Consider the following 14622-nt stretch of genomic DNA (forward strand, 5'->3'; position numbering starts at 1 on the left):
GCCGCCGACCTGCGGATTCACCTCCCGCCCCGGTTCGAGGGGCCGGTGCGGGAGGCCTGCAGGGGGTCATGTATCGTCGTTCCTGCCGCAGGGGCCTATAGCTCAGTTGGTTAGAGCGCATCGCTGATAACGATGAGGTCGCTGGTTCAAATCCAGCTAGGCCCACTCCTCCCGGCACCGGCACCGAAGGTGATCGACGTGAAGAAGATCCTCGCTCTCCTCGCCGCAGCCGGCGCCGCGATCCTGGTCCTCCTCAAGGTCAAGAACCGTCCCGGCGAGGACCCCTGGCACGAAGCCACGAAGTGAACGCCTGCACCTCGGGCCGCGCGCGGTAGCGTGGGCCCCACGGGGACGTAGCTCAATTGGCAGAGCACCGCCTTTGCAAGGCGGGGGTTAGGGGTTCGATTCCCCTCGTCTCCACCACCTCTGACCAGCGCTAACGCTGGTCGCAAGATCGCTCGACCACTGTGATGGCAATGACAGTGGCAATGGCTACCGTCGCTGGGTGGCCAAGAACCCGCCGAAGCCCCGCACCGAGGGGATGATCCGGCGCCGCGGCAACTCCTTCCAGGCGATCCTCTTCGCGGAGCACCGGATGGACGGGCCACACGAGTGCTGGGAGGTCCGGCAGGTCACCTGGTGTGCTTCGTGGGCGCATCGGGAGTCGGTGTCGGGAGCCGGGAGTCGCGGGATGTCTGCGCCGGCCTGACGCCTTGTTCACCGACGCCGCGGTCATGCGCTCCCCGCCTCTGGGCTCGACCGGAGACAACGCCGAGTCGCTCAGCTCGTCCGAGTCATCCGAGAAGGCGTTTGGCTGCGCGTGCCACGCGCGGCACCTGGCTGCTGAGCAGGACACCAGCCACGGCGAAGTCGGTGGGCGGGTAGGAATGAAATCGAACGTTCACCGCCTCGGGTTCGGCCGTCGGTCAACGCTTCCGCTATCCGGGCACGATGCTCACCCGGGATCTGAGGGCACGTGACGCGCAGGTACGGCACGACGACCTCCTTCCACCTTGGGGCGCATCAGGACCGCCCCGCGGCGCCGCCGACCCGCGTACTACGCCTGAGCTCGCCGCCGCGGCGGTGACCAGTCGATGATAGGCGTGGTAGATCCTCGCGATCGCGAGAGCGCCACGACCGAAGACGAGCGCGGCGAGCCCGGTAAGGACTGCGGTGTCCAGCACGACCGGGGCCGGCGCTGCCACTGCCTGCCCCCCGTACGGTCCAACTCGTGACGACAGCGATGGTCGCCGACGCGCGCAGGAGGCAAGTGACATGAACACGACCTCTGGGCGGCGCGTCTGTGCCCGGCGCAAGGCGGCCTCGTTGGCCTCGTTCTTCCCGGGCTACTTCGCCCTGGTGATGGCGACCGGGATCATCGCGATCGGCTGCCGGCTCGTCGGGATCCCCGTGCTCGACCTGCTGCTCTACGCCATCGCAGGCGTCGGCTACGTCGTCATTGCCGGCTGCACCCTTGCCCGCCTGTTCGGCTACCCGCGGCTGCTCCTGGCCGATCTGACCGACCATGCCAAGGGCTTCGCCTTCACCACCGCGGTCGCCGCCAGCGAAGTTCTCGGCTCGGCGAGCGCGATCCTGCTCGGCTGGTGGACTCCGGCGCTCGTGCTGTGGTGGATCGGCCTTGCGCTGTGGGCCGTGCTGCTCTATACGACGTTGATCGCGGTCGTGCTGCGGGTGGACAAGCCCGATTTCGGAGCCGGCATCAACGGGACCTGGTTCCTGCTCACCGTCGCCACCGAATCCCTGGTGGTGCTGGGGGCGCTGCTGCTGCCCCGCCTGGGTGGCGAGCCGCTGGCGTTCGCCTGCCTGGCGTTCTTCTGCCTCGGCATCGTGCTCTACCTGATCGTCATGACGATGGTGTTCCTGCGCTGGACCTTCGCCCGGATCGGCCCGAACGAGGAGGACCCACCCACCTGGATCGCTGCCGGCGCGGTGGCGATCATCGTGCTCGCCGGGTCGAACCTGCTGCTGGCGCGCACGGCCGACCCGCGAATCGACCGGCTGGCTCCGGTCCTCGAGCTGCTCGTCGTGCTCGCCTGGGCCACCGCCACCTTCTGGTTCCCGCTCATGGTCGCCATCGGCGTGTGGCGCCACGTCGTCAACAGGATCCCGCTGCGCTACCACCCCTCGTACTGGGCGCTGGTGTTCCCGCTGGGCATGTACGCCGTCGCCACCTTCCGCATGCGGCTGGCGATCGGGCTCGACCTGCTCGGCTGGCTGCCCGCCGTCGTGCTCACGCTCGCCCTGGTCGGCTGGGCTGCGACGTTCACCGGCCTCACTCACCGCGGCGTGCTACTGATCGTCCACGTCTTCACGGGTGGTGAGGCAGGCCACGGTGAGGATGAGGATCCAGACAGGAAGCTGGGCCCGGGGAGCCCTGGGGACTGAGGAATTTCGCGCCGCCGAGCGACATGGATCAGGCCGGGCGGAGAGCGCTTCTCGGTGAGATGTGATCGGCCCAGCGGCCGACGTCAGGCCGTTGGATATCAGGTCTCGGGGGGCGTGGACGCAAGGTGGGTGAAGCGCTCCGCCAGGGCCATGCGAGCCGCCAGGGCGGCTGTCGCCAGCAACCATGTCACCTGCAGCCAGGTCGGCCCCCATAGCACCAGCGCGCCCGAGGCCATGATCGCGAGTCGGAAAGAGGCCCGCTGTGTGTCCTCGCCCATCCAGCCACCGTGCCAGCACGACGCGGCGGGCGCGATCCGCCACGTCGCGGAACGACCCCCTGCGGTCGGCGCCTCTCGAGCCCGCGACCATGGGTCGTGGCCCTCGATCATCGACTCGGCAGGGGACGCGCGGGCGCTACGTCCTCGGGGTTCTCCGGGCGTATTCCTGCATGAACGTGGCTTCGACCCGGGCCATGTTCTCGATCTCGGAGGGGTCGACGCTTCCGGTCGGGGCGTGGATGAGGCAGCGGGGTTCCTCGACGCCGATGAGCATGATCTCGGCGTCGGGGAAGGTGTCCTGGAAGACGTTGCAGAGCGGGATGGAGCCGCCCTGGCCCTGGTAGGTGACGTCGCGGCCGTAGACGTCCTTCATCGCGGCGGTCATGGCGTCGAAGCCGGGGCCGGTGAGGGAGCCGGTGAAGGGCTGGCCCTCGGCCTCGGGCCGCACCTCGATCCGGACGTTCCACGGCGCGACGTCGTGGAGATGCCGGGTGAGCGCGTCGCGTGCCTCGACCGCGTCCGTCCCGGGCGGGACGCGCAGGTTGAGCCGGGCCCGGGCGGAGGGTTGGATCGCCGCGGAGGAGCCGACGACCCGCGGGCAGTCGATGCCGAGGACGGTGACGGCGGGGCGGGCCCAGACGAGGTCGGACACGCGGCCGTCGCCGAGGAGGTCGACCCCGTCGAGGACGGTGGCGTCGGTGCGGAACCGGTCGGCGGGATAGTCGGCGCCCTGCCAGGTCTGGGTGGCGTCCAGCCCCCGGACGGTGGTGTTGCCGTGCTCGTCGCGGAGCGTGGCGAGGATGTGGACGAGCGCGGCGAGGGCGTCGGGTGCCGCGCCGCCGAACATGCCGGAGTGCATGGAACTGGCCAGGGTCTGCACCTCGACGACGACGTTGGCGAGGCCGCGCAGGCTGGTGGTGAGGCTGGGGACGCCGACGGCGAAGTTCCCCGCGTCGCAGACGAGGATGGTGTCGGGGCGCAACAGGTCGGCGTTGTCGGGCACGAACGCCTCGAGGCCTCCGGTGCCCTGCTCCTCGGAGTCCTCGCCGACGATCTTCAGGTTGACCGGGTAGTCGCCGTTGAACGCGCGCAGCGCCGTGAGGTGCATGGCGATGTTGCCCTTGCAGTCGGCGGCGCCGCGGCCGTACCAGCGGCCGTCGACCTCGGTGAGCTGCCAGACCGGGGTGCGCCAGGCGGCGTCGTCGAGGGGCGGTTGGACGTCGTGGTGGAAGTAGAGCAGCACGGTCGGAGCGCCGGGCGGACCGTCGGCGTGGCCGCAGACGGCCTTGCTGCCGTCCGGGGTCGGGTGGGTGGCCACGTCGCGGAAACCGAGTTCGCGGAACGCCTGGGCGGTCCACTCGGCCATGCGCTCGCACTCCTCCGGCGGGAACTGGGCGGCGTCGTGCACGGAGCGGAAGGCCACCATCTCGGCGAGGTCGTCGTGGGCGCGCGGCATCAGGGCGCGGATGGCCGACTGCAGGGCGGTGTCGGGCACGGCGGACTCCTACCGGGTGTCGGGTGCGGATGTGCTGGTGGTGGTCGGGGTGGCGGCGCGGGCGTGGCGGGGCCAGAGCAGCGCGACGAGTCCGCAGACGACCAGGACGAGGACGGCGAGCACCACCATGGTCACGGCGAGGCCGCGGGTGAAGGCGGCGACGGCGGCGTGGGTGACGACGTCGGCGAGGCCGGCAGGGAGGGAGGCGATCGCCTGCTCGAAGGAGGAGGAGTTGACCAGGGCCTGGTGGGCGCGGTCGATCTGCTCGGGAGAGAGCCCCGAGGCGGCGAAGGCGTCGGCGGCCTCCGCGGTGGTGCGTCCGCGCGTGATCGCGGAGAGGACGGCGACGCCGAGCGCGCCGCCGACCATGCTGGACATCTTGAACACCCCGGCGGCGGTGCCCGCGAGGTCCGCCGGCACCTCGCCCACGGCGGTGTCGGAGATCGGCGTGGACGGCAGGCCTTGTTGGTCTTCTGGAAGTACGGGGGCAGGTAGCCGCCGTCCTTCGCGACCAGCAGCAGGCTCCGCGACGGCCCGGACAGCCAGGTCATGAACCCGGCGAGGGAGGCGACGACGATGGCGAGGCCGACGATCGGGACCAGCCAGCCGAGGCCGAAATTGGAGAACACGGCTTCGAAGGCCTGCATGACGCCGGCGGTGAGGCTGATCTGGTCGGCCGGGACCACCCAGGAGATCGTCAGCGGCGGCAGGATCAGCACGACGAGCACGAGCGCGACCGCCAGGAACATCGCCTTCGGGAACTGCTTGGCCGGTTTCTCCAGCTCGTTGACGTGCACGGCGTTCATCTCCATGCCGGAGTAGGCGCCGAAGTTGCTGACGATCAGCACGATGCTGGCGATGCCGGTCCAGGCGGGCAGCAGGTTGTCCGCGGCCATGGGCGCGGCCGACGGGTTGCCCTGGGCCAGGTAGACGATGCCGCGGACGACCAGCAGCGCCCCGGGGATCAGTGTTCCGACGAGGACGCCGCTGGAGGCGAGCTTGGCGATCACGCCGATGCCGCCGCGCAGCGCGAGGAGCACTCCGAGCCAGTACACCGCGATGATCACCACCGCGGTGAAGACCCCGCTGGAGGCGAGATCGGGGTCGATGACGTAGGCGAGCGTGCTGGCGACGAACGAGAGCAGGGCGGGTTATAGAAGATCGTCATGGCGAACTGGTGCCAGGCGGCGGCGAAGCCCATGTTCGGGGACATCCCTTCGGTCACCCACCGATAGACGCCGCCCGACCAGCCGGACGCGAGCTCGGCGGAGACCAGCGCGGTCGGGATCAGGAACACGATCGCCGGGAGCACGTAGAGGAACACACAGGCCAGCCCGTAGACGGCCATGGTCGGCGCCGGGCGCAGGCTGGCCACCGAGGACACGGTCATCAGGGCCAGCGCGGTCCACGAGATCGTGCCCGCGGAGATCCGGCGTTTCGCCGGGGCGGCCGCCCGCGCCTCGCCGGCGCCGAGAGCATCGCTGGTCATCGGTGGTCCCTCCTCGGTACGCGACCGCTCGGCGCGCGGGCGGCCGACGGCACCGTCCGCGAACGTCGCGAGACAGCAGGACGGACCGACTCAAACGGTCATCCGTGGCCGCGCTCGTCCTCCACAGCGGGCGAGAAGACGCGGTGCCTGCGGGTGGACCGCTCGTACAGCACGGGCGCCACCACCCCGAACACGACGGCGACGGCGACGCCGAGCACGGTCTCGCCGAGGCGTTCCCAGAACCGCCCCGCCGCCGCGGACGGGTCCGAGCCGAGCAACAGCAGGAAGACCAGGAAGGTGGTGAAGGCGGGCATGACGTACCAGCGGCTGCCCACTGTCGCCGTCGCGGCGACGAGTGCCACGGCAGTCGCGACCGTGAGCAGCCACAGCGGCGCGTGCGCGCTCACCAGCGCGACGGCGGCGAGCGCCCCCGCCACCACCGAGACCGGTCGCCCGATCGCGCGCAGCTCGAGCTGCGCCTGTCCGGGCCGCATGACCAGCAGCGCCGCCGCGGTGGGCCAGCCGACGTGGTCGAGGTGCAGGGCGAAGCCGAGGGCGGCGCAGAGCCCTGCGGCCAGGGCGAGCCACAGGCCGTACGCGAGGTTCGGTGGCGGCGGATCGACGCGCCGACGTGGCGCCGTCTCGGGCCAGAACAGCGACACCAGCCAGCCGTACACCGACCCGGCGACGAACAGCAGGGCCAGCGGTGCGGCCGTCGCCAGGCCCGGATAGCTCAGCCCGACGCCGATCAGAGGGACGGCGAGCAGCAGCAGGATCCTCGCCCTCGGCCGTCGGGTGGCGAGGAAGGACGCGCCGAACGCGCAGGTCATCAGGGCAGGCACGGCGAGCCAGGGCGACACGGCGATCAGGCCGCCGACCAGCACGGAGAGACCCATCAACGTCCCGATGGCGACGACCAGGAGGCGGCCGCGCCGCCGCGGGACGAGGGGAACCGCCGCGGCGGGGACCACGCCGAGCGCCAGTGCCACACCGGCGTCGGGGTCATGGGGGAGGACGACACACGCGGGCAGGGCCAGCAGCGCACCACGTAGTGCCGCCGACCAGTGCCAGACCACCCAGGCCGGCGCTCGGTGATCCGCGGGCAGGCCGGTCACGGGACGACCGCCGCACCGACGGGGGTCGTGAGAGCACGGAGCACCGGGGCACGGTCCCAGCAGGCACGCGCAGGGGGATCACGCGTAGCGAGTGAGGTGCCCGGCGAGGACGTTCACGGCGCAACGAAGTGCCGCAGGTCTCACCCGTTGCGGAGGAGGAAACGGACGTTCGGCCCGTGACAGCGTCCCCGCGGGTGTCGCTACCGTCGATCGTCCGACGGTGGAGGTTGGGGGGACCATGACCACTCGCGCACGGGGCAGGAGGACACGCTCGCGCACGGGGCCGCCCTGATGCGGCCCCTTCCGCCACGCCCCGGAGCCGAGCCCGCCGGGCGGCACCACCACGCACCCGGCGAGCAGGCGCTGCTCGCCGAGCTCCTGGACATCCTCGGAGTGCTCGCCGGCCCCGTCCTGCTGGTCCTCGACGACCTTCACGAGATCGCCGCATCGCGGTCGCTGCACGTCGTCGAGATGCTGCTGCGCCATCAACCCGAGTTCCTGCACCTCGTACTGGCCGCCCGGCACGACCCTCCGCTCGGGCTGGCGAGGATGCGGCTGGACGACCGCGTCACCGTGATCGCTCCGGCGACCTCCGCTTCGACGTCGACTCCGCGGCGGTCCTGCTCAGCAGGGCCGGGGTGGAACTGGACCGACACCGCGTCGAGATGCTCGTCGCGCGCACCGAGGGCTGGGCCGCGGGCCTGCGACTGGCGGCCCTGTCCCTGCACGGCGCCCCCTCGCCCGAGCAGTTCTTCGAGCACTTCCTCGGTCAGGACCAGGCGGTCGCCGACTACCTCATCGGCGAGGTCCTCGGGGGGCTGCCGGCCGACCTCCTCGACTTCCTCCGGATCCTCGCGGTGTGCTCGCCGATGCCGACCGAGCTCGCCGCGCGGCTGTCCGGCAGGAGTGACACTGCCGCACTGCTGGAACGCCTCGAACGAGAGACCGCCCTGGTGACCGGGGACGGGCCGGGGCGCTGGTCCTACCGCATCCACGCCCTGCTGAGGGCCTACCTGGCCCTCGCCCGGGACGTGGTCGCCTGGTGCCGCGCGCACCTGGAGTGCGACGGAGATGTCGCCGTACTGCGAGCGCGGAGCCTCCTGCGTCAGGACCGGGCGGATCAGTCTCGGGCGGCCGTCCTCCCCGTCCTCGACGACGAGCTGGTGACGGTCCTGCCGGCCAGCAGGGTCCACGCGTGGCTCGTCCGGGCCGCGGCCGCCACCACACCCGCCGGCACATCCTCGCCCGGGAGAGCCTCGCCGAGGCGCTCGCGGCGGCCGGGCCGCACGGTCTGATCCGGCCCTTCCGCTACGCCGATCCCGCGTTGCCGACCGTCCTCATCCGACAGCGGGGCAGCTTCGGGCCCGCGGAACAGTTCCTCGATCTGGTCCTCGACGGCCTGGGCAACCTGGACACCGCGGCCTACGGCACCCCGGGCGATCTACCGCAAGCTCGACGTGAACAGCCGGCGCGCCGCGATCATCGCGGCGGAGGAGGCCCGGCTCCTCTGATCTGAGAGCTCCTCACGGACCGGTGGCCTCCTCGTCGTCGCGCTCGTGCACTGCTGCATCGACACGACCCGCAGTCCGAGGTCCTGCAGGCGCGCCAGCACGCCGTGCACCTGCGCGTCGTCGACGAGCGTGCCGTAGAGGACGGTCTCGGTGGGCACCTCGACCGCGGTCAGCTCCTCGAGCGCCTGCTGCGCGCGCAGCGACAGGCGTCCGGCCACTCGGAACTCATATCTCATCCCCGACACGGCCGACCTCCCACCGCCGTCGGTGCGAGCCCCCGAGCATCAGTGACCCTGCTCCACCCACCCGGCCCGTGGCGTCACCCCACGCAGATGACGCGACGACGGATCGACGAGGGACGGCTGCAATGGCGCCGCCGGCAGCCGGCCGCACCACCGCTCACCAGCCCCGACGCTGAGGAGCCCGCTCGACGGACGAACCGGGAGGGGAGTCCACGGCTGCAGCCCACACGATCACGGAGGTCGAGCGGTCCGCGGACGGCCTGGTCGTGACCTGCACGATCTCCGGTGAGTTCCCGGGCAGCCCGTTCGCCGGTCTCCAGTTCCACCTCGAGGAGTTCGCCGCCCGGAGCGCTGCTCGCCACCTCGTCGACACACCGGTCGCCGACGCCGACGCCCCGGCCCACCGCGGGTGCGGCGGACCGGGGCGTCGGCGGGTGGAGGGATCAGCGCAGGTCGAACCGGTCCAGGTTCATGACCTTGTCCCACGCCTTGACGAAGTCACGGACGAACTTCTCCTTGGCGTCGTCGGCGCCGTACACCTCGACGATGCCGCGCAGGATCGAGTTCGAGCCGAAGACCAGGTCGGCCGCGGTGGCCGTGCGGACGACGGTGCCGTTCGCGTCCCGCGCCTCGAAGACGTTCGCGGAGTCCTGCGACGTGCTCCACTCGACCCCGAGGTCGAGCAGGTTGCGGAAGAAGTCCTGCGACAGGACGCCCGGCTTGTCGGTGAAGACACCGTGCTGCGTGCCGCCGGTGTTCGCGCCCAGCACCCGCAGGCCGCCGATCAGGACGGTCAGCTCCTTGGCGGAGAGCTCGAGGTTGTAGGCCCGGTCGACGAGCAGCGTCTCCGGCTCCAGCTTCACGTCCGGGGAGATCCAGTTGCGGAACCCGTCGGCGCGCGGCTCGAGGTAGGCGAACGTCTCGACGTCCGTCTGCTCCTGCGAGGCGTCCGTGCGGCCGGGCGCGAACGGCACGGTGACGGTCACCCCCGCGTCCGCGGCGGCCTTCTCGACGGCCGCGGCGCCGGCCAGCACGATCGTGTCGGCGATCGAGACGGGCTTGCCGAAGGCCTGACGCACCTCGTCCAGCTTGGCGATGACCTCCTGCGTGCCGGCGTTGACCGCCCAGCTCGCCTGCGGCTCGAGCCGCAGCCGGCCGCCGTTCGCGCCGCCGCGCTTGTCGGTGGTGCGGAAGGACGCCGCGGACGACCAGGCGGTGTGCACGAGCTGCGAGACCGTCAGGCCGGAGGCGAGGATCTGCTTCTTGAGCTCGGCGGCGTCGGACTCCGACAGCAGCTCGTGCTCGACCGCCGGGATCGGGTCCTGCCAGAGCTGGACCTCCTGCGGCACCCACGGGCCGATGTAGCGCGAGACCGGACCCATGTCGCGGTGCAGGAGCTTGAACCAGCCGCGGCGGTAGGCGTCTTCGAACTGCTCGGGGTTGTCGCGGAACCGCTCGGCGATCTTGCGGTACTCCGGGTCGACTCGCAGCGCGATGTCGGCCGTCGTCATCATGGGCGGGTTCTTCTTGCCCGGGATGTGCGCGTCGGGCACGATCTCCTGGCCCTCGGCCTGCTTGGGCTTCCACTGCTTGGCGCCCGCGGGGCTCCGGGTGAGCTCCCAGTCGTAGCCGAGCAGCGTGTCCCAGTAGCTGTTGTCCCACTGGGTGGGCGTCGGGGTCCAGGCGCCCTCGAGGCCGCTGGTCACGGTGTCGGCGCCCTTGCCGGTGCCGTTCTGGTTCCTCCAGCCGAGGCCGCCGGAGAACACCGGGCAGCCCTCCGGCTCAGGGCCGACGAGGTCCGGGTCGCCGGCGCCGTGCGCCTTGCCGAAGGTGTGGCCGCCGCCGATGAGCGCGATGGTCTCCTCGTCGTTCATCGCCATCCGGGCGAACGTCAGGCGGATGTCGTGAGCCGTCGCGGCCGGGTCCCCCTCGCCCTTCGCGCCCTCCGGGTTGACGTAGATGAGGCCCATCGTGACGGCGCCGAGCGCGCCCTCGAGCTCGAGCGGGGTGTCGCCGCTGTAGCGCTCGTCGCCGAGCCAGGTGTCCTCCGGACCCCAGAAGACCTCGTCGGGCTGCCACACGTCCTCGCGGCCGAAGGCGAAACCGAAGGTCTCGAAGCCCATGTCCTCGTGGGCCACGTTGCCGGCGAGCACCAGCAGGTCGGCCCAGGAGAGGCTGCGGCCGTACTTCTGCTTGACCGGCAGCAGCAGGCGGCGGGCCTTGTCGAGGTTGCCGTTGTCCGGCCAGCTGTTCAGCGGGGCGAAGCGCTGGGCGCCCTCACCGGCGCCACCGCGGCCGTCGACCTGGCGGTAGGTACCGGCGGCGTGCCAGGACATGCGGATGAACAGCGGGCCGTAGTGGCCCCAGTCCGCCGGCCACCAGTCCTGCGAGGTGCGCATGACCTGGACGATGTCGGCCTTGACGGCCTCGAAGTCCAGCTGGGAGACGGCCTTGCGGTAGTCGAAGTCGTCGTCGCCCAGCGGGTCGGACTCGCGCGAGGTCCGGGTCAGGACGGACAGGTCGACCTGGTTCGGCCACCAGTCGCGGTTGCTCCGCGGCCGGTGCCCGGTGTGGGAGGCGGGGCTCGCCAGGGCCGGGTTCTCGCTCTCGCTGCGGCTCGCGGTGGCGTCGGTGCCCTGCGGGCTCGCGGAGGTGTCGCGGGGCTTCGGGTCGGTCACGTCAGGTCCTTCCTCACGGGGACGCCGGTCCGGGGGACCGGCCTGTGGTGGGTGCGGTCTGGTCGATGGAGGGCGCGCGCTCAGCGGCCCGCGGACGGGGTTCGGCAGGCGGGGCAGAGGCCCCAGTAGACGACCTCGGCCTCGTGGATCTCGAAGCCGGCGTCGTCGGCGGCGGTCAGGCAGGGCATCTGCCCGACGGCGCAGTCGACGTCGCTCACCGTGCCGCAGGAGCGGCACACGAGGTGGTGGTGGTTGTCGCCCACCCGCGCCTCGTAGCGCGCGACCGAGCCCGCCGGCTGGAAGCGGCGGACCAGGCCGGCGTCGGTCAGGACGCGCAGCACGTCGTACACGGCCTGGTGCGACACCGACCCGAGTCGCTCCCGGGTCGCCGCGATCAGGGTCTCGGTGTCGGAGTGCGGGTGCTCGTGCACCGCCGACAGCACGGCCCTGCGCGGCGCGGTGACGCGCAGCGCGGCACCACGAAGGGAACGCTCGATCTCCTCGCGGCTCTGCACGCCGCCGATCCCACCACGAAGAGCTGACTGGATCAAGTCCAGAACAGTGGACACGCGGAGACGAGTGCGTGACGCACGACCGAACCGACGTCGCGCGGGAGCGCCGGGCGAGAATGCGGCATGCGTGGCGGGGAAGCCGTCACCGCGTGGGGGGCGGCGGTGCCGAGGGTGACGCCTGCGGCGGCAGCGAGTAGATCTGCCCCGCCACGGCGTTGAGCACGGCGTTCGCCGTCTGCTTGCCGTCCAGCCCCACGGTCAGGTTGCTCCAGATCACGAGGGTGACGTCGTTGCCCGGGTCGAAGCCGACGACGAGGTTGTAGCCGGGCATCTCACCGAGGTGGAAGTACATGGTGGCGCCCGGGGCGAAGGTCTGGCGTTCGATGCCGTACCCGTACTGCGACGCGGTCGCCGGCTCGCCCGGGGCGGGTTGCGGGCTGTCGAGCCACTGGCGCTGGAGATCGGCGTCGAACACCCGACCGCCGACCAACGCCCGGATCCAGGTCGCGAGGTCGTCGGCGGTGGAGATCGCGCCCCCTGCGGCCCAGGCGTAGGTCGGGTTCTGGTGGGTGTAGTCGGTCGGCTGCAGGGTCCCCGCCCTGGCAGCGGCCTGTACGTCCGGTGGGTACGTGCTGTCCACCATGGCGTAGGCCGTGCCGCCGTACATGTAGCCGTGCGAGTACGGGTCGGGGATCGAGGTGTCCGTGCTCGCCGGCAGCGACGTCTGCGTCAGGCCGAGCGGACCGAACAGCCGGTCCCGGAAGGCCTGGGCGAGGGGCCGGCCGTCGACCTTCTCGACGATCAGCCCGAGGAGGGTGTAGTTGGTGTTGCTGTAGTCGTAGCCGGTGCCGGGCGGGAACTCGGGCGGGTGCCGGAAGCCGATGTCCAGGGTCTCCTGCGGCGTCCAGACCTTGCCGGGGTCCGCGTCGAGGGTCGCCGAGAACCCGGGGTCGTTCGTGAAGCCGTAGAGGCCACTTCGCATGGTCAGGAGCTGGGCCACGGTGATGTCGTCGCCGCCGGGCACGCCCGGGACGTACTTCGACACCGGGTCGTCGAAGCGCAGCTTGCCCTCCTGGGCCAGCTGCACGATCACGGCGGAGGTCATCGTCTTGGTGACCGAGGCGATCCGGACGTGCGTGGCCGCGTCCGGCGGCACGTCGGTGCCCCGCTGCGTGGTGCCGACGGCCGTCGTGAACCCGCCCTGCGGGGTGCGGACCTCGACGACGGCGCCGGGGATCATGAGCTCCTGGACGGTCTTCTCCACGGCCGTCCGCAGCGCGGCGGGGTCGATCGTCCTCACCACCGAGGGGGTGGTCGCCGTCGTGGCTGCGGCGGCCGAGACGGTCCTCGTCGGCGAAGCAGTGGCGGTACAGCCGGCGAGCAGCAGGACCAGAGCCGCGCAGGAGGCGGCGAGACCGGGACGCATGGTGTGCTCCGACGCATCGACGGGCCGGCTTGCGTGGTGCGTGCACGAACGCCCGACCGACGGTGCGGCGGGCCTGTTGCTCCGATTCCTCCCATGCTGTGGCACGGGCGATCCCGCCGCAGCCGCCGTCCGGACGAGCCACGATGGGTGCGTTCACGCCGACCGCGCGTGGTGGGTCGGCGGGCGGGCGGGATGATGGAGGTCGGGGAGAGGAGGGGAGCGTGACCGAGGAGGAGCTGGTCGTCGAGTTCGCGCTCGCCCGGCTGGACAACCCCGGCGTGGACCTCGAGGAGGTCGCGGCGCTGGTGGTGCGCCGGGTCGGGCCGGAACGCATGCTCCAGTTCGCCTCGCAGAACCTCGCGACCCGCGGCGAGCTGCGCGGGCCGCTGTTCGAGTCGGCGGTCGAGCACGTCCTGCGGGTGGTCCTGACGCTGCGCGACGGCGCCGGCGACTGAGGCGCTACGCGTCGGTGAGGTCGTGCTCCGGCAGCGGGCCGAGGGACGCGAAGGCCGAACGGTAGGGGCCGACGTCGCCCCGCTCGGTCCAGCGCGCCAGCTGCGCGGCGGAGCGGCGGGTCATCAGCAGGCGCGCCAGGTCGAAGTCCGAGGCGCGGATCCGCACCGGGGCCTCGTCGACGGTGCCCGCGGGCGTCCACCGCCACGTGTCGCCGACGAGGGCGACCGAGGGTCCGTCGGGCAGCCGGCCGGCCAGCCGCGCGGCGAAGCGGTCCCGGATCGCCCACAGGCCGGGGGTGTCGCGGGCGCCCGGGGCGTGCAGGGCGCCGCGCAGGTCCTGCTCGTGGATGATCACGTCGCCGAGCGGGCGGGCACCGTGCGCCCGCATCCACCCGCGCAACGGCTCGGCGATCTCCTGCCACTCGGCCACCAGCCGGGCCACCGTGTGCCCGCGCCGCTTCTCCACCTGGGCGGCGGTCCAGGTCTCGTTGTGGTCGTCGGGCTCGTCGCCCGCGACGACGTCCGCCCCCAGCCCGACCATGTGCGAGAACAGGTCGCGCACCGTCCAGTCCGGGCACGCCGGCACCCGCACGTCCGGATCGGGCGCGTCCGCGACGAGCGCCACGACCCGTTGCTGCGCCTGCGTCCACTCCTCGATCGGGTCCACGTCCGCGAGCCAACCACCCGGAGGAGGTGCGCGCGAGAGGGATGTCGAGAACCGCGGACCGGCTCCGACCACCTCCGACAGGCCCACCACCACGGAGGCTCCGATGGACTTCGACCGGCACTGCACCGAGATCGTCACCCAGACCGACCTGCTCGTCCGCGACGCCGGCGACGCCGACCTGCGCGCGCCGGTGCCCTCCTGCCCGGGGTGGACCCTCGGCGCGCTCGTGCGGCACGTCGACGGCGGCCACCGCTGGGCCGAGGCGATCGTGCGGACCCGGGCCACGGAGCTCCCCGACGACACGATCGTCCGCGACGTCCTCGGCGACGACGGCGGGATGCTGCCGGC

Annotated in this window: 17 protein-coding genes and 2 tRNA genes; 8 read left to right on the forward strand and 11 right to left on the reverse strand. The window is 71.9% G+C overall.

The window, feature by feature from the left end; translation table 11 throughout:
* Positions 1–91: 91 nt before the first annotated feature.
* From LWC33_RS19170 to LWC33_RS19190, 5 genes are all read left to right on the forward strand, one after another.
* A tRNA-Ile gene (locus LWC33_RS19170) sits at positions 92–165 on the forward strand.
* A 33-nt stretch (positions 166–198) separates the two neighbouring features.
* Positions 199–306, forward strand: a complete 108-nt coding sequence (locus tag LWC33_RS36135; protein WP_233305776.1) for a DLW-39 family protein — start codon at positions 199–201, stop codon at positions 304–306.
* A 41-nt stretch (positions 307–347) separates the two neighbouring features.
* Positions 348–423, forward strand: a tRNA-Ala gene (locus LWC33_RS19180).
* A gap of 82 nt (positions 424–505) precedes the next feature.
* Positions 506–709: a hypothetical protein gene (locus tag LWC33_RS19185; protein WP_233305777.1), complete on the forward strand. Its 204-nt coding sequence runs from the start codon at positions 506–508 to the stop codon at positions 707–709.
* A gap of 566 nt (positions 710–1275) precedes the next feature.
* Positions 1276–2406 carry a tellurite resistance/C4-dicarboxylate transporter family protein gene (locus LWC33_RS19190; protein WP_233305778.1) on the forward strand — a complete coding sequence of 377 codons (1131 nt, stop codon included), beginning with the start codon at positions 1276–1278 and terminating at the stop codon, positions 2404–2406.
* A 414-nt stretch (positions 2407–2820) separates the two neighbouring features.
* Here LWC33_RS19190 and LWC33_RS19195 read toward each other — a convergent pair whose 3' ends face one another.
* From LWC33_RS19195 to LWC33_RS19210, 6 genes are all read right to left on the reverse strand, one after another.
* Entirely contained in the window at positions 2821–4179 is a 1359-nt protein-coding gene (locus LWC33_RS19195) for a dipeptidase (protein WP_308190967.1), read from the reverse strand.
* A gap of 9 nt (positions 4180–4188) precedes the next feature.
* Positions 4189–4314: a hypothetical protein gene (locus tag LWC33_RS35270; protein WP_255692235.1), complete on the reverse strand. Its 126-nt coding sequence runs from the start codon at positions 4312–4314 to the stop codon at positions 4189–4191.
* On the reverse strand, positions 4311–5324 hold the full coding sequence (locus tag LWC33_RS19200; RefSeq protein WP_255692274.1) for an APC family permease: 1014 nt from the start codon (positions 5322–5324) through the stop codon (positions 4311–4313). Before LWC33_RS19200 ends, LWC33_RS35270 begins: the two co-directional genes overlap by 4 nt.
* Positions 5243–5668 carry an amino acid permease gene (locus tag LWC33_RS35275; RefSeq protein WP_255692236.1) on the reverse strand — a complete coding sequence of 142 codons (426 nt, stop codon included), beginning with the start codon at positions 5666–5668 and terminating at the stop codon, positions 5243–5245. Before LWC33_RS35275 ends, LWC33_RS19200 begins: the two co-directional genes overlap by 82 nt.
* A 98-nt stretch (positions 5669–5766) precedes the next feature.
* Positions 5767–6783 (reverse strand): FUSC family protein, encoded by a 1017-nt coding sequence (locus tag LWC33_RS19205; protein WP_233305779.1) that lies wholly within the window; start codon positions 6781–6783, stop codon positions 5767–5769.
* A gap of 78 nt (positions 6784–6861) precedes the next feature.
* On the reverse strand, positions 6862–7308 hold the full coding sequence (locus LWC33_RS19210; protein ID WP_233305780.1) for a hypothetical protein: 447 nt from the start codon (positions 7306–7308) through the stop codon (positions 6862–6864).
* A gap of 113 nt (positions 7309–7421) precedes the next feature.
* Between LWC33_RS19210 and LWC33_RS19215 the strand changes: the two genes are divergently transcribed.
* Positions 7422–8078, forward strand: coding sequence for a winged helix-turn-helix domain-containing protein (locus LWC33_RS19215; RefSeq protein ID WP_233305781.1), 657 nt, complete (start codon positions 7422–7424; stop codon positions 8076–8078).
* Positions 8079–8224: 146 nt separating this feature from the next.
* Here the strand turns inward: LWC33_RS19215 and LWC33_RS19220 are convergent, their stop codons facing one another.
* The 4 genes from LWC33_RS19220 to LWC33_RS19235 form a co-directional block, all read right to left on the reverse strand.
* Entirely contained in the window at positions 8225–8530 is a 306-nt protein-coding gene (locus LWC33_RS19220) for a DUF8691 family protein (protein WP_504937543.1), read from the reverse strand.
* Positions 8531–8979: 449 nt separating this feature from the next.
* Positions 8980–11214, reverse strand: a complete 2235-nt coding sequence (gene katG, locus LWC33_RS19225) for a catalase/peroxidase HPI (RefSeq protein WP_233305783.1) — start codon at positions 11212–11214, stop codon at positions 8980–8982.
* Between the two features lie 80 nt (positions 11215–11294).
* Complete coding sequence (locus LWC33_RS19230) at positions 11295–11729, reverse strand: Fur family transcriptional regulator (RefSeq protein WP_233305784.1); 435 nt, start codon at positions 11727–11729, stop codon at positions 11295–11297.
* Between the two features lie 139 nt (positions 11730–11868).
* Positions 11869–13152, reverse strand: coding sequence for a serine hydrolase domain-containing protein (locus LWC33_RS19235; protein WP_233305785.1), 1284 nt, complete (start codon positions 13150–13152; stop codon positions 11869–11871).
* Positions 13153–13373: 221 nt separating this feature from the next.
* Between LWC33_RS19235 and LWC33_RS19240 the strand changes: the two genes are divergently transcribed.
* A complete protein-coding gene (locus LWC33_RS19240) occupies positions 13374–13607 on the forward strand; it encodes a hypothetical protein (protein WP_233305786.1) in 234 nt (77 codons plus the stop codon).
* Positions 13608–13611: 4 nt separating this feature from the next.
* Here the strand turns inward: LWC33_RS19240 and LWC33_RS19245 are convergent, their stop codons facing one another.
* On the reverse strand, positions 13612–14274 hold the full coding sequence (locus tag LWC33_RS19245; protein WP_233305787.1) for a maleylpyruvate isomerase family mycothiol-dependent enzyme: 663 nt from the start codon (positions 14272–14274) through the stop codon (positions 13612–13614).
* 103 nt (positions 14275–14377) lie between these two features.
* On the opposite strand from LWC33_RS19245, the gene LWC33_RS19250 reads away from it, so the two are divergent.
* The coding region (locus LWC33_RS19250) for a maleylpyruvate isomerase N-terminal domain-containing protein (RefSeq protein WP_233305788.1) at positions 14378–14622 on the forward strand (245 nt) is incomplete at its 3' end.

The organism is Pseudonocardia terrae (genome assembly GCF_021343995.1).
GTDB lineage: Bacteria > Actinomycetota > Actinomycetes > Mycobacteriales > Pseudonocardiaceae > Pseudonocardia > Pseudonocardia terrae.

Bases quoted from the DNA above. Each gene is read 5' to 3' on its own strand.
- LWC33_RS19220 (WP_504937543.1), bottom strand. From the start codon at position 8,530: ATGAGATATGAGTTCCGAGTGGCCGGACGCCTGTCGCTGCGCGCGCAG.
- LWC33_RS35275 (WP_255692236.1), bottom strand. From the start codon at position 5,668: ATGACCAGCGATGCTCTCGGCGCCGGCGAGGCGCGGGCGGCCGCCCCG.
- LWC33_RS19190 (WP_233305778.1), top strand. From the start codon at position 1,276: ATGAACACGACCTCTGGGCGGCGCGTCTGTGCCCGGCGCAAGGCGGCC.
- LWC33_RS19235 (WP_233305785.1), bottom strand. From the start codon at position 13,152: ATGCGTCCCGGTCTCGCCGCCTCCTGCGCGGCTCTGGTCCTGCTGCTC.